The sequence below is a fragment of the Candidatus Microbacterium colombiense genome (assembly GCA_029203165.1).
Classification (GTDB): Bacteria; Actinomycetota; Actinomycetes; order Actinomycetales; family Microbacteriaceae; genus Microbacterium; species Microbacterium colombiense.
The window spans coordinates 1,491,023-1,505,216 of record CP119308.1 but is presented as its reverse complement, the minus strand read 5'-3'; the positions used below and the strand labels follow the sequence as shown (position 1 = coordinate 1,505,216).

General features: G+C 68.4%; 11 protein-coding genes. 8 read left to right on the top strand and 3 right to left on the bottom strand.

Annotation, left to right across the window (positions count from 1 at the left end):
- The first annotated feature begins 19 nt into the window (after positions 1-19).
- On the top strand, positions 20-895 hold the full coding sequence (locus tag P0Y60_07260) for an IclR family transcriptional regulator (GenBank protein WEK62531.1): 876 nt from the start codon (positions 20-22) through the stop codon (positions 893-895).
- 9 nt (positions 896-904) lie between these two features.
- Here P0Y60_07260 and P0Y60_07255 read toward each other — a convergent pair whose 3' ends face one another.
- Complete coding sequence (locus P0Y60_07255; protein WEK62870.1) at positions 905-1,888, bottom strand: LacI family DNA-binding transcriptional regulator; 984 nt, start codon at positions 1,886-1,888, stop codon at positions 905-907.
- Between the two features lie 159 nt (positions 1,889-2,047).
- Between P0Y60_07255 and P0Y60_07250 the strand changes: the two genes are divergently transcribed.
- From P0Y60_07250 to P0Y60_07220, 7 genes are all read left to right on the top strand, one after another.
- On the top strand, positions 2,048-2,965 hold the full coding sequence (locus P0Y60_07250; GenBank protein ID WEK62530.1) for a sugar ABC transporter permease: 918 nt from the start codon (positions 2,048-2,050) through the stop codon (positions 2,963-2,965).
- Between the two features lie 46 nt (positions 2,966-3,011).
- Positions 3,012-3,857 (top strand): carbohydrate ABC transporter permease, encoded by an 846-nt coding sequence (locus P0Y60_07245; protein ID WEK62869.1) that lies wholly within the window; start codon positions 3,012-3,014, stop codon positions 3,855-3,857.
- 58 nt (positions 3,858-3,915) lie between these two features.
- Entirely contained in the window at positions 3,916-5,277 is a 1,362-nt protein-coding gene (locus P0Y60_07240; protein ID WEK62529.1) for a sugar ABC transporter substrate-binding protein, read from the top strand.
- Positions 5,278-5,387: 110 nt separating this feature from the next.
- The gene (locus tag P0Y60_07235; protein WEK62528.1) at positions 5,388-7,127 is read left to right on the top strand and encodes a beta-galactosidase; all 1,740 of its coding nucleotides are present in this window, start codon (positions 5,388-5,390) and stop codon (positions 7,125-7,127) included.
- 78 nt (positions 7,128-7,205) lie between these two features.
- A complete protein-coding gene (locus tag P0Y60_07230; protein WEK62527.1) occupies positions 7,206-8,666 on the top strand; it encodes an MFS transporter in 1,461 nt (486 codons plus the stop codon).
- A gap of 72 nt (positions 8,667-8,738) precedes the next feature.
- Entirely contained in the window at positions 8,739-8,945 is a 207-nt protein-coding gene (locus tag P0Y60_07225) for an AsnC family protein (GenBank protein ID WEK62526.1), read from the top strand.
- Positions 8,946-9,019: 74 nt separating this feature from the next.
- Entirely contained in the window at positions 9,020-10,909 is a 1,890-nt protein-coding gene (locus tag P0Y60_07220; protein WEK62525.1) for an ABC transporter ATP-binding protein, read from the top strand.
- A gap of 4 nt (positions 10,910-10,913) precedes the next feature.
- Here the strand turns inward: P0Y60_07220 and P0Y60_07215 are convergent, their stop codons facing one another.
- Together P0Y60_07215 and P0Y60_07210 are read right to left on the bottom strand one after the other, a co-directional pair.
- A complete protein-coding gene (locus P0Y60_07215) occupies positions 10,914-12,068 on the bottom strand; it encodes a DUF4232 domain-containing protein (GenBank protein ID WEK62524.1) in 1,155 nt (384 codons plus the stop codon).
- A gap of 185 nt (positions 12,069-12,253) precedes the next feature.
- Positions 12,254-14,116, bottom strand: a complete 1,863-nt coding sequence (locus P0Y60_07210; GenBank protein ID WEK62523.1) for a phosphoenolpyruvate carboxykinase (GTP) — start codon at positions 14,114-14,116, stop codon at positions 12,254-12,256.
- Between the last annotated feature and the right edge of the window lie 78 nt (positions 14,117-14,194).

Genomic DNA, 14,194 nt, shown 5'->3' with positions numbered 1-14,194 from the left:
GCGAGCTAGAATCAGCAGCGTGACCCCCACGACCACGCCTTCTGCTCCTCGCCGCAACTCCTCCGGCCTCGGCCGGGACATCGAGATCCTCGAGCTCCTCGGCACCGACGAGGCGCTGCGCTCCGGCGGGCTCGGCGTCTCCCAGGTCGCCCAGGCGACCGGCCGTGACAAGGCGGTGGTCTCGCGCACGCTCGCGACGATGGCGGAGAGCGGTCTCGTCGAACGTGACGACGACACGCTGCGCTACCTGCTCGGCCACCGCCTGTACGCCCTCGCGGCCCACACGGCGAGCACCACTCTCGTTCACGCGTCGCGGAGCATCCTGCGCAGACTCGTGCAGTCCACGCGGGAGACGAGCCACCTGTGCGTCCTGCGCGGCGGCAACGTGCTGACCCTGCTGAGCGAGCTGAGCCCCCACGATGTGCGCACGACCGGGTGGGCGGGCACCACCACCGCCGCGTGGCGCACCCCGTCCGGTCGATCACTGCTCAGCGATTGGGACGACGAATCATTGGCCCGCTGGTACGAGGACCACGGCAAGGACCAGCCCCTCGTCGGGCGGTTCGATCAAGCCGACCCGTCGGTGTTCCCGGTCCTGGACGCCCCGCCAGCCGGGAACGCCCCCGTGACGGATCTCGACAGCCTTCTCACCGAGCTCGCGCGCATCAGGGAACAGGGATACGCACTGTCCGACGAGGAGCTCGAGTTCGGGGTCGTCGCGGCATCCGCCCCCATCACCGACTTCACCGGGCGCGTGGTCGCGGCCATCAACGTCAGCGCCCCCAAGGCGCGGATCGGGCATCGGCTCGACGCGCTCGGGGCGTTCGTGTCACGGGCGGCTCGCGAGCTGTCATCGCGACTCGGGTCGACAGGATCGAGCTCCACCGGAGCCTGATCCGAGACCTCAGCCGCGGGGCGGTGCCGTACTCCCCCGCACCACGAGCTCGGTCTGCACGAGGGGCGTGCGCGGCGGCTCCCCTCCATCGAGCTCGACCAGCAGCGCATCGACGGCGAGCGCGCCGACGCGCTCCGGATGCTGCTGCACGGTGGTGAGCGGCGGCCACAGCTGAGCGGCATCCGGCAAGCCGTCGAAGCCGACGACGCTGACATCGCCCGGGATGTCGCGGCCGACCTCGCGGAAGGCGCGCACCACCCCGATGGCCATCTGGTCGTTCGCAGCGAACACCGCCGTCACGTCGTCGCGCTCCCGCAGCGTGGTGCCGGCGAGGTATCCCGACTCCGCGCTCCAGTCCCCCGGCAGCACCTCGGGCACCCGCTTGCCCCTGGCCTCGAGGGTCGAGCTCCAGGCCTCACGACGTCGCTCAGCCGAGTACGACTTCGCCGGCCCGGTCACGTGCCACACGGTCTCATGCCCGAGGTCGAGCAGGTGTTCCGTCGCCAGTCGGGCGCCCTGGCCCTGATCGGTGTCGACGAAGGGATGCGTGGTGCCGCGGTTCGAGTCGACGAGCACGACCGGCAGCCCCTCGGGGATCTCGACCTCCGCCTCGTCGAGCTGATGCGCCTCGATCACGATGATGATGCCGTCGACCGCGTGCTCCTCGATGCGGCGGAAGGCTCCGGCGACAGTCTCGATCGCACTCGACTCGACCGGGATCAGGGTGAGGGCGTAGCCCATCTGCGAGGCACGCACGGCGATCGCGTCGAGCGTGCGCTGGTTGCCGTAGGAGCTGAACGAGAACATGATCACGCCGATGGCCCGGAAGCGGCCGGAGCGCAGGGCGCGGGCGGCACTGTTGGGACGGTACCCGAGGTGCTGCATGGCCTGCTCGACGCGCTCCCGAGTCGCCGCTCCCACGTATCCGCGGGCGTTCACGACCCGCGACACCGTCTGGCCCGACACACCCGCTTCGCGCGCCACATCCTCCATCGAGGGATCTCTGCGGCGCTGCGACTGCTCTGTCGAAGGTTCCAAGGTCACGGGAATTCATCCATTCATGTGTTGACGTTGACACACTAGCAGCGGATCACATATGTTGACGTTGACACACGGCGCAGTGAGCGCCTGGACTTGGAGAAGGTCTCGTCGATGACGACTGAAATCATTGCGGCCCCTGGCGCCGCCGGCATCCGCCGCCGGGAGAAGCGCGACTGGCGCGGATGGGCCTTCGTCGGCCCGTTCATGATCGTGTTCGCCCTGGTGTTCCTGACGCCGCTCGCCTACGCCCTGTACCTCAGCTTCTTCCAGGAGAAGCTGATCGGAGGCACGTCGTTCGTCGGCTTCGACAACTACGTGCGCGCACTCAGCGACGGACAGTTCTGGGAGGCCTTCGGGCGCGTGATCCTGTTCCTGGTCGTGCAGGTCCCGATCATGCTCGTCCTCGCCCTGGGCGCTGCGCTCGCGCTCGACAGCGCGCGGCTCCGCGGCGCGTCGTTCTTCCGCATCCTGATCTTCCTCCCCTATGCGGTGCCCGCCGTCGTCGCGGTGCTCATGTGGGGCTACATCTACGGGGACCAGTTCGGGCTCACCTCGAACGTGAACGACTTCCTCGGCAGCGACCTGATCACGCCGTTCGCCAAGGAGTGGATCCTCGCCTCGATCGGCAACATCGTCACCTGGCAGTTCGTCGGCTACAACATGCTGATCTTCTACTCGTCACTCAAGACGATCCCGACCGACATGTACGAGGCGGCCTCCCTCGACGGCGCCGGTGCCTGGCGCACGATCTTCTCCATCAAGATCCCCTCCGTGCGCGGAGCCCTCGTGATCGCCACGATCTTCTCGATCATCGGCAGCTTCCAGCTGTTCAACGAGCCCAACATCCTGCGACCCCTGGCACCGAACGTGATCACGACGTACTTCACCCCGAACATGTACGCCTACAACCTCTCGTTCGCCGGACAGCAGTTCAACTACGCCGCCACGATCGCCATCATCATGGGCGTCATCACGGCCGTGATCGCCTACGTCGTGCAGCTGCGCGGCTCCAAGTCGGAGGTGCGCTGACATGGCACTCCCCCTCGCCCGTTCCTCCCGCACCCGCAACGACCCGATGAACCCGCGGTCGTCGAAGACGCTGCTCATCGTCATGATCGTGTACGCGCTGTACACGCTCGTGCCGCTGCTGTGGCTGCTCTTCAGCTCGACCAAGACGCAGTCGGGCCTGTTCAGCTCGTTCGGCCTCTGGTTCGCCGACGACTTCGCGTTCTTCGACAACCTGACGGCGACGTTCGCCTACCGCGACGGCATCTTCCTGCGCTGGCTGGGCAACACCCTGCTCTACGTCGTCGTGGGCGCCGGCGGCGCGACATTGCTGGCGACCATGGCCGGCTACGGCCTGGCGAAGTACCGCTTCCCCGGGCGCCCCGCGGTGTTCGCGATCGTGCTGGGCGCGGTCGCGGTTCCGGGCACGGCGCTCGCGGTGCCGACGTTCCTGCTGTTCAGCGAGCTCGGACTCACGAACACCCCGTGGGCGGTGATCATCCCCTCGCTGATCAGTCCGTTCGGGCTGTACCTGATCTGGGTCTTCGCCTCGGAGTCGGTGCCGACCGAGCTGCTGGAGGCCGCCCGCATCGACGGGGCCGGCGAGTTCCGCACGTTCTTCACGATCTCGATGCGTCTGCTCGCGCCGGGAATCGTCACCGTCGCCCTGTTCACGGTCGTCGCCACGTGGAACAACTACTTCCTGCCGCTGATCATGCTGTCCGATCCGGCCTGGTATCCGCTCACGGTCGGTCTGAACCAGTGGAGCTCGCAGGCCATCGGTGCCGGATCCCAGCCGATCTACAACCTCGTGATCATGGGCTCGCTGCTCACGATCATCCCGATCGTCATCGCCTTCCTGCTGCTCCAGCGCTTCTGGCAGTCAGGTCTCACCGCGGGAAGCGTCAAGCAGTAGTCGCCTCCCACCATCCACGTCGATCCGATGCGGGATCGCACCCCGAAAGGACACAGCAATGAAGCACCTTCCTCACCCCGCTGCGCGCCGCACCCTGACGGTGCTCGCAGCCGGAACCGTCGCAGCCCTCGCGCTGGCCGGATGCAGCACCGGCACCACCGATGACGGTGGCAGCGCAGGCGCCGGCGACGGCTCGTTCGACTCGGTCCAGGCCGCGCTCGAGAAGGGCGGCGAGATCACGTACTGGTCGTGGACCCCCTCCGCCGAGGCTCAGGCCGAGGCGTTCATGAAGGAGTACCCGAACGTCAAGGTCAACGTCGTCAACGCCGGGACCAACAACGACGAGTACACGAAGCTGCAGAACGCCATCAAGGCAGGATCCGGCGCACCCGACGTCGTGCAGATCGAGTACTACGCCTTCCCGCAGTTCGCCCTCACCGACGCGTTCGCCGACCTCTCGCAGTACGGTTTCGCCGACTTCGAGGACGACTACACCGCGTCGACCTGGAACTCCGTCACCGACGGCGACGCCATCTACGGCCTGCCGCAGGACTCGGGCCCCATGGCGCTGTTCTACAACAAGGCCGTCTTCGACGCCGCCGGCCTCGACGTGCCGACCACGTGGGACGAGTACTACGAGGCGGCCAAGGCGATCCACGCCGCGAACCCCTCCGCGTACATCACGAACGACACCGGCGACGCCGGCTTCGCGACCTCGATGATCTGGCAGGCGGGCGGCAAGCCGTTCAGCACCTCGGGCACCGACGTCACGATCGACCTGCAGGACGAGGGGTCGAAGAAGTGGACGGAGAACTGGAACCGCCTCGTCGACGAGGATCTGATCGCCCCGGTCAGCAGCTGGAGCGACGAGTGGTTCCGTGCCCTCGGCGACGGCAGCATCGCGACTCTCGTGATCGGTGCCTGGATGCCCGGGAACCTGATCTCCGGGGCCCCCGACGGCGCCGGCGACTGGCGCGTCGCGCCGATGCCGACGTACGACGGCTCGCCCGCGAGCGCCGAGAACGGTGGCGGCGGCCAGGCCGTGACGAAGCAGAGCAAGAACCCGGAGCTCTCGGCCGGATTCCTGTGGTGGCTGAACAACTCTGAGGACAGCATCTCGCTGTTCCTGGAGAGCGGCGGGTTCCCGTCGACCACCGCCGAGCTCGCGAGCGACGACTTCCTCGCCGACGCCCCCGAGTACTTCGGCGGCCAGAAGATCAACGAGGTGCTCGCGGCCGCTGCCGGCGATGTCGTCGAGGGCTGGAACTACCTGCCCTACCAGGTGTACGGCAACAGCATCTTCGGTGACACCGTCGGACAGGCGTACCAGAACGGCACCGATCTGAACGACGGTCTCGTCGACTGGCAGGACGCGCTTGTCGAGTACGGCAACGCCCAGGGCTTCACCGTCAACAAGTGATCGCGTCGGGGTCGGACGGGTGCGATGCCCGTCCGGCCCCGATTCCCCGTACCACTGCTCCCGCTTCACCGCTCCCTGCTTCACGGCTCCCCACAGAAAGCACTTCCCCTGTGACCTCGTTCTCCATCGGCGACACCGATTTCCTCCGCGACGGCCAGCCGCACCAGGTGATCTCCGGTGCCCTGCACTACTTCCGCGTGCACCCCGACCAGTGGCAGGACCGCATCCGCAAGGGGCGCCTGATGGGCCTCAACACGATCGAGACCTACGTCGCCTGGAACGCACACGAGCCGCGGCGGGGCGAGTGGGACGCGACCGGCGGGAACGACCTCGGCCGCTTCCTCGATCTCGTGCACGAGGAGGGGATGGATGCGATCGTGCGTCCGGGACCCTACATCTGCGCCGAATGGCACAACGGGGGCCTGCCGACCTGGCTCACCGCGGGTGAGCGCGCCCTGCGATCGTCGGATCCGGAGTTCCTCGCCGACATCAGCGCGTACCTGCGTCGCGTGTACGAGATCGTCGCTCCGCGGCAGATCGACCGCGGCGGCCCGGTCGTGCTCATGCAGATCGAGAACGAATACGGCGCCTACGGTGCCGACAAGGCCTACCTCGAGGCCCTCGTGGCCCTCACGAAGGATGCCGGAATCACGGTGCCGCTCACGACGGTCGACCAACCCGTCGATCAGATGCTCGCCGACGGAAGCCTGCCTGCACTGCACAAGACCGGCTCCTTCGGCTCACGCACCACGGAGCGCCTCGCAACGCTACGCGCCCACCAGAGCACCGGTCCTCTCATGTGCTCCGAATTCTGGGACGGCTGGTTCGACTGGTGGGGCGGGGTGCATCACACGACCGAGGTGGATGCCGCAGCCGCCGAGCTTGATGCCCTGCTGTCGGCCGGCGCCTCGGTGAACATCTACATGTTCCACGGGGGTACGAACTTCGGTCTGACGAACGGCGCCAACCACAAGGGTCGCTACCTCCCGATCGTCACCTCGTACGACTACGACGCCCCGCTGGACGAGGCGGGCAACCCCACGGAGAAGTTCTTCGCCTTCCGTGACGTGATCTCGCGCTACGCCCCCGTGCCAGAAGCCCTTCCCGCCCCCGCGGTCGCTTCGCCGACGCTGTCGGTGCCGCTCGTGCCCGCGGGCACGTGGACGGATGCCGCGGCATCCGGCTCCCCCACCGACCGCCCCGAGACCTTCGATGCCCTCGGCCACCTGAGCGCGCTCGTGCGGTACGACGTCGAGCTGCCCGACACCGACGGTCCCGGACTCCTGTCGTTCGACGAGGTGCGAGACCTCGCCTGGGTGCGCGTCGACGGACAGCCGATCGGCACGCTCTCGCGCACGCGTCACGACCGCACGCTGCGCATCCCGGCCGGTCGCACCCTCAGCATCCTGGCGGAGGATCAGGGCCGCGTGAACTACGACCACCGGTTGGGCGAGGAGAAGGGGCTGATCGGCGCCCCCGCGCTCGACGGCGTCCCCCTCACCGGCTGGCTCTCGACCCCGCTGGAGGTCGCAGAGATCGCGCGCTCCGTCGCGGCGCGGGCGGATGCCGCAGAGGCCGGGGCGGCACCCGGCGCCTGGACCGGGGACTTCCGCCTCGACGCGCCCGCCGATCTGTTCCTCGACACCGCGTCGTGGAGCAAGGGCTACGCGTTCGTCAACGGCTTCTTCCTCGGGCGCTACTGGCGCAACGGCCCGCAGCGCACGCTCTTCGTACCCGCCCCCGCGACCCGTGCCGGCGACAACCGCCTCGTCGTGCTCGAACTCGAAGACCTGCTCGACCCGCGCGCGGAACTCGTGCCCGGGCTGCTCCTCGGCGACACCGAGGAGTGACGCGTCCAGGCAATACTCAGGAAGGCGTAAACTCGCCCGAGTGTTCCGGTATACCAGAGCACTGATCGGAGAGACATCTTGAGTACGTCCACCGCGCCGGCGAACCCTCGCTCGCGCGTCATCACTGCCAGCCTGGTCGGCACGACCATCGAGTTCTACGACTTCTACGCCTATGCCACGGCTGCGGTCCTCGTGTTCCCCGTGCTGTTCTTCCCGACCGGAAACGACACCACGTCACTGCTCGCCTCGTTCGGCGTGTTCGGCGCCGCCATGGTCGCGCGTCCGATCGGAGCCGTCGTCTTCGGACACTTCGGCGACAAGTACGGTCGCAAGGCGACGCTCGTCGCCTCCCTGCTCACCATGGGCATCGCGACGTTCGTGATCGGACTGCTCCCGACGTTCCAGGACATCGGGTGGGTGGCAGCCCTTCTGCTGCTCTTCCTCCGTCTCGCCCAGGGATTCGCGCTCGGCGGCGAGTGGTCGGGGGCCGCGCTGGTCGCCACCGAGAACGCGCCGAAGGGCAAGCGCGCCTGGTACGGAACGTTCCCGCAGCTGGGCGCGCCGCTCGGCTTCATCATCGCCAACTTCCTGTTCCTCGGCATCAACTGGCTGCTGCCGCACTCCGACGACCCCGCCCTCAAGTCCGAGGCGTTCCTCTCGTGGGGGTGGCGCATCCCGTTCCTGTTCTCGGCCGTGATGGTCATCATCGGCCTGTGGGTGCGGCTCAAGCTCGTCGAATCCGACACGTTCAAGAAGGCCGAGACGAAGGGCGCGATCCGCAAGCTGCCGATCGCGACCGTGTTCCGGCACCACTGGAAGCAGCTCATCCTCGGCACGTTCATCATGCTGGCGACGTACGTGCTGTTCTACCTGATGACGAACTTCACCCTCGCCTACGGCACCAAGGCCGCCTCGCTCGAGACGGCATCCGCCGCAGCACAGGCCGCCGCCGAGGCCGCGGGCAAGCCGTTCGACCCCGCGGTGTTCGCCGCGCAGTTCTATCCCGGCCTCGGTTTCGGATACACCGACTTCGTGCTGATGCAGATCATCGGCGTGGTGTTCTTCGGCATCTTCACGCTGCTCTCCGGCCCGATCGCCGACAAGGTCGGTCGCCGCAAGCTGCTGCTCTGGGTCACCGGGATCATCATCGTGTTCGGCCTGACCTTCAACACCTTCCTGCTGCCGACCGTGGACCCCAAGTTCAGCGGCGCGCTGGTGCAGGCGTTCCTCGTGTTCGGCTTCATGCTCATGGGCGCGACGTTCGGTCCGATGGGCGCCCTGCTGCCGGAGCTGTTCCCCACGAACGTGCGCTACTCGGGCTCCGCCATCTCGTACAACGTGTCGTCGATCCTCGGTGCGGCGGTCGCTCCCCTCATCGCCGTGCAGCTGTGGCAGTGGGGCGGCGGCGCTCCGTGGCTCGTCGGCCTCTACCTCTCGGCGATGGGTGTGCTCACTTTCGTGGCACTGCTCTTCACGCCCGAGACCAAGGACCACGACTACGACGACGACCTCGGCGTCGCGGCCCCCGCCCAGCGCTAGCCCCGCGCGGCTACGTCAACATGAGTTGACGTAGCCCGCGGCGTCAATGTAGGTTGACGAACGGAGGTCATCATGAACATGCGCACCGCATCCGCCGTCGACCCGGAGGGCGAGCCGATCGCCGAGCTGACGAGACTCGCGCGGGTACGGATCGACATCGCCCGCGCCGAGGAGGTCCAGGTGCGCCGCGCCCGGAACGCCGGCTACTCCTGGCAGGCGATCGCCAGCGCTCTCGGGGTGTCGAAGCAGGCCGCGCATCGGAGATTCGGCCGCCACTGAGCGCCCTCGTGAAGCCGCACCTTCCGCGCAGGAAGTACGGTCGTACTAAGCCCTTTTCCAGAACGAGGTTCTCCATGTCTCGCACGGCGTCTCCCCGCCGACGCGGACGCGGCGCGCAGCAGGATGGCCCGCGCGCCACGTTCCGCCAGCTCCTCCCCTTCCTCTTCGAGCACAAGCGCACGCTGATGGTCGTGGCGGTGCTCAGCATCTTCGGCGCCGCGGCCTCGCTCGCGCAACCGCTGCTGGTCGGGCAGGTCATCGAGGCCGTGCAGTCCGACGGTGCACTCGGCATCCTCGTGTGGTTGCTGGTCGGATTCGTGATCCTCTCGTCGGTCATCTCGGGCTTCCAGCACTACCTGCTGCAGCGCACGGGCACCGCGGTCGTCTACTCCAGCCGCCGCAAGCTGATCGCCCGCATCCTGCATCTGCCCACGTCGGAGTTCGACGCCCGCCGCACCGGCGACCTCGTCTCACGCGTCGGCACCGACACCACGCTGCTCTACGCCGTGCTCACCCAGGGCCTCGCGGATGCCGTGGGCAACATCGTGCTGTTCCTCGGAGCGCTCATCGCGATGCTCGTGATCGACCCCGTGCTGCTGCTTCTCATCGTGCTCGTGATCGGCGTCTCGGTCGTCGTGGTCGTCGCCCTGAGCGGCCGCATCCGCACCGCCTCGACCGAGCAGCAGGAGAAGGTCGGCGCTCTCGCATCCGGCGTCGAGCGCGCCGTCGGCTCGATCCGCACGATCCGCGCATCGGGCGCGGCCGAACGCGAGACGGCCGCGGTGTCGGAGCTCGCGTCGGACGCGTACGGCATCGGCGTGCGCATCGCCAAGATCTCGTCCCTCGTCGTGCCGATCGCGGGCATCGCCCTGCAACTCTCGCTGCTCGTGGTGCTGGGGGTCGGCGGCTTCCGTGTCGCCGCAGGCACCATCACGATCGCCTCGCTGATCTCGTTCATCATGTTCCTGTTCCTCCTGGTGATGCCGCTCGCCTCGACGTTCGGTGCCATCACCTCGGTCAACCAGGCCCTCGGCGCGCTGGGTCGCATCCAGGAGGTGCTCGATCTGCCCACTGAGACCCAGGATGACGAGGCGATCGCCGCGGCCCTGACGCGTGACGAGCCCGACGCCCAGGCGCCGGCGCTGGAGTTCCGCGATGTGCACTTCCGGTACCCGGAAAACGTGGTGGCCGCACGCCGCGCCGCCGCGAAGGCCGCGCAGGAACTGCTCGCCGACGCGCACCTGGAGAAGCCCGAGACCGGCGACGTTCCCACACCCACCGCGCACGAGGTGCTGCGCGGCGTGTCGTTCGCGGTGCCTCGTGGTGCACGGGTCGCTCTGGTCGGGCCGAGCGGCGCGGGCAAGAGCACGATCCTCTCGCTCGTCGAGCGCTTCTACGACCCCACAGGCGGCTCGATCCGCCTCTACGGTCATGACGCTCGCACCTACGCACGCGAGGAGCTGCGCGCGCAGTTCGGGTACGTCGAGCAGGATGCGCCGACGCTCGCCGGCACGCTCGCCGACAACCTGCGCCTCGCTGCCCCCGATGCCTCCGACGCCGCGTGCGAGCAGGTGCTGCGCGCGGTGAACCTCGGCGATGTGCTCGAGCGCAATCCCCTCGGGCTGGAGGCACCCGTCGGCGAGGACGGCGTGATGCTCTCGGGCGGTGAGCGCCAGCGCCTCGCGATCGCCCGTGCACTGCTGACCGACGCACCGATCCTGCTGCTCGACGAGTCGACGTCGTCACTCGACGGCGTGAATGAGCAGAAGATGCGCGAGGCGATCGACGCCGTCTCCACCGACCGCACTCTCGTCGTGATCGCGCACCGGTTGTCGACCGTCGTCGACAGCGACCTGATCATCGTGCTGCAGGACGGCACGGTGGTGGGTCAGGGCACGCACGCCGAGCTCGTGGAGTCGACGCCGTTGTATCGCGACCTCGCCCGCCATCAGCTCCTGGCCTGAGCCGTCACCCTGCCGGAGGCGCCGCGGGCTGCCAGGCCGTCACGTGCACGGTCGCCCCGGGGATGATGTCGAGCGGCATGTCCCACGAGAGGCGTTGCTGACCGGGTAGGACGGCGACCCAGATGCTGCGTGCCGCGAGTTGTCCCTGCACGGAGTTGGCATCCCATCCGATCACTGCCATCGCCGATTCTCCCGGCTGAAGAGTGATCGACGACGGACCGGGATCCTCCGCCATGAAGGAGCGGCCGTGCTCGACCGTCACGTCGAGCACGTGCCCGTTCTGATCGCCGTACGCGACGTCCGGATACCCGCTCAGGGTGCACGGCTGCTCCGCCACATTCACGAGCTGCAGCATTTGCCCTCGATGCCCCGTCGCACCATCCGGCGGAGGAGTCATGATCGTGGTGTTCTCTGCCGTGCAGGCCCCGTCGGCGATCGCGCCGTCGGAAGGACCTGCCGTCGGCACCGACTCCCCCTCCGCGGAGGGATCGGGAGCCGCCGCTCCGCTCGGATCAGCCTCGCCCTGCGCCGTCGCCTGTTCCTCGCGCAACTGCTGCTGTGTGGCGTTGTGGCCGCCCTCTGACGCGAAGGGAAGAGCGAGCACGGCGACCACCGCGACCACGCAGGCGACGGTGAGCGCCCTCGTCGCGCCGGGCTCGCGGGGCTCGCGCGCGGGTGACGGCTCGACCCCCGCTGCCCGCCCGGAACGCATCCAGAGGAGTGCCGGAATCCAGCCCACCATGACGGCCCACCAGGTGGTTCCCGCGGCGGCACCCATCGTGCCGGCAGCGCCACCGATGCCGAACGGCCCCACCCATGCGACGAAACTCCCGATGTCGAGAGCGGCGCCGATCGCGAAGGCCGTCAGGATCGCCGCGAGCCAGCCGGCGGCGAAAGCCGCGCGCGCCCGAGAGAGCCGGTCGGCGAGCACCGCGAACCCGGCCACGAGCACGACCGCCATCAGCACCTGCACGAGGACCGCCCACAGCACCGGACTGCCGAAGACGCCACGGTTCATCGGCGACGGGATGAGCCCGGCCAACGTCGCCAGGCTCCCGCCGGCGGAGTACAAGAGGGAGGGAACCCAGCCGCACAGGAACCACAACGCGGCGAGCACCGCTCCGCCGATCAGACCCTGCTTCATCGCACCGTGACGCATCGCGTTCCCCCCGGACAGCACCGCAGACGCGCGGATGCTCCGACCCTATCGCCGCATGCTGCGTATCCGGCGAAGGGCAACGCGAAGGCGAGATGCCGGAGACCACTCAGCCATGGGTTCGTCTCCGACATCCCGCCTTCGCGGGATGGTGGCACCGGCTCCCCCGAGCCGGTGCCGGTCTGGGGCTACGCGTTCGCGAGACGGTAGCGCAGCGACGCGAGCTCGGCGCGCAGAGCGGCCGGGACCCTGTCGCCGAAGGTGTCGTAGAACTCCTCGGTCAGATCGGCTTCGGTCTTCCATGCCTGGGCGTCGACGGAGAAGAGCTCCTCGAGGTCGGCGGCGGGAAGGTCGAGCCCGTCGAGGTTCAGGTCTTCCGTGCGGGGCAGGCGGCCGATGGGGCTGTCGACCGCGGACACATCGCCCGCGACGCGGCGGATGATCCAGTCGACGACCCGCGAGTTGTCGCCGAATCCGGGCCACAGGAACCGGCCGTCGTCGCCACGACGGAACCAGTTCACCTGGAAGATGCGCGGGGCCCGGTCGAAACGCAGACCGCGACCGACCTTCAGCCAGTGGCCGAAGTAGTCCGCCATGTTGTAGCCGCAGAACGGGAGCATCGCGAACGGGTCGCGGCGCAGCTCGCCCAGCGTGCCCTCGGCGGCCGCCGTGCGCTCGGACGAGATGTTCGAGCCGAGGAAGACGCCGTGCGTCCAGTCGGTCGCCTCGACCACGAGGGGCACGTTGCTCGCGCGTCGACCGCCGAACAGGATCACGTCGAGCGGAACGGCCTGCTCCCAGTCCTCGGAGATCTGCGGGCACTGCGCCGCCGACACCGTGAAGCGCGAGTTGGGGTGCGCGGCAGGGCGTCCGGAGTCGGGCGTCCAGTCGTTGCCCTCCCAGTCGATCAGGTTCGCGGGCGCCTGATCGGTCAGGCCCTCCCACCACACGTCGCCGTCGGGACGGAGCGCGACGTTCGTGAAGATCGTGTTGCCCCACAGGGTCTCGACCGCGGTGACGTTGGTGGATTCGCCGGTGCCGGGGGCGACACCGAAGAAGCCGGCCTCCGGGTTGATCGCCCACATGCGACCGTCTTCGCCCGGACGGATCCAGGCGATGTCATCGCCGAGGGTCTCGACCCTCCACCCGGGGATCGTCGGGCGCAGCATCGCGAGGTTCGTCTTGCCGCAGGCCGACGGGAACGCGGCGGCCACGTGGTACGCCTTGCCCTGCGGGTCGATCACGCGGATGAGCAGCATGTGCTCGGCGAGCCATCCCTCATCGCGGGCGATCACCGAGGCGATGCGCAGCGCGAAGCACTTCTTGGCGAGGATCGCGTTGCCGCCGTATCCGGAGCCGAAGGAGTAGACCTCGAGCGTCTCGGGGAAGTGCACGATGTACTTCTCGTCGTTGCAAGGCCACTCGACGTCCTGCTCACCCTCCGCGAGCGGAGCACCGACCGTGTGGACCGTCTTGACCCACGGGGCGCCCTCGGCGATGCGACGCGTCACGGCGTCGCCCACGCGGGTCATGATGCCGATCGAGGCGACCGCGTAGGCGCTGTCGGTGACCTGCACGCCGATGTGCGACAGCGGACCACCGACCGGGCCCATCGAGAAGGGGACGACGTACATCGTGCGTCCGCGCATGGAGCCCTCGAAGATCTCGGTCATCTTGGCGTGCATCTCGGCGGGAGCGGCCCAGTTGTTGGTGGGGCCTGCATCTTCCTCGCGCTCGGAGGCGATGTAGGTGCGTCCCTCGGTGCGGGCGACGTCGCTGGGGTGCGAGCGGGCGAGGTAGGAACCCGGGCGCCATTCGGGGTTGAGCTTGATGAGCTTGCCCTCGTCGACGAGGCCGCGCAGCAGCCAGTCGTTCTCGGCCCGCGATCCGTCGACCCAGTGCACGGAGTCCGGCTGGGTGAGCGCGCGGATCTCTTCGACCCAGGCGGCCAGCTCAGCCATCGCGGGGGTGTCGTAGCTCGGCGCAGCACCGAACGTACGCGCGGCGGCGACGGGGGATGTGCGAGGGGCGAAGACTTCAGCGATGGCCATGACAGCTCCTTAGATGTGTGGGGCGTTGCATCCATCTTCTTCTGGGTTCGGAGCGTCTTTCAGCCATTTTGACCGATA

Excerpts from the sequence above, each read along its gene's own strand:
- P0Y60_07255 (WEK62870.1), bottom strand. The coding sequence starts at position 1,888 with ATGGAGGATGTGGCGCGCGAAGCGGGTGTGTCGGGCCAGACGGTGTCG.
- P0Y60_07250 (WEK62530.1), top strand. The coding sequence starts at position 2,048 with ATGACGACTGAAATCATTGCGGCCCCTGGCGCCGCCGGCATCCGCCGC.
- P0Y60_07245 (WEK62869.1), top strand. The coding sequence starts at position 3,012 with ATGAACCCGCGGTCGTCGAAGACGCTGCTCATCGTCATGATCGTGTAC.
- P0Y60_07240 (WEK62529.1), top strand. The coding sequence starts at position 3,916 with ATGAAGCACCTTCCTCACCCCGCTGCGCGCCGCACCCTGACGGTGCTC.
- P0Y60_07225 (WEK62526.1), top strand. The coding sequence starts at position 8,739 with ATGAACATGCGCACCGCATCCGCCGTCGACCCGGAGGGCGAGCCGATC.
- P0Y60_07220 (WEK62525.1), top strand. The coding sequence starts at position 9,020 with ATGTCTCGCACGGCGTCTCCCCGCCGACGCGGACGCGGCGCGCAGCAG.
- P0Y60_07215 (WEK62524.1), bottom strand. The coding sequence starts at position 12,068 with ATGCGTCACGGTGCGATGAAGCAGGGTCTGATCGGCGGAGCGGTGCTC.
- P0Y60_07210 (WEK62523.1), bottom strand. The coding sequence starts at position 14,116 with ATGGCCATCGCTGAAGTCTTCGCCCCTCGCACATCCCCCGTCGCCGCC.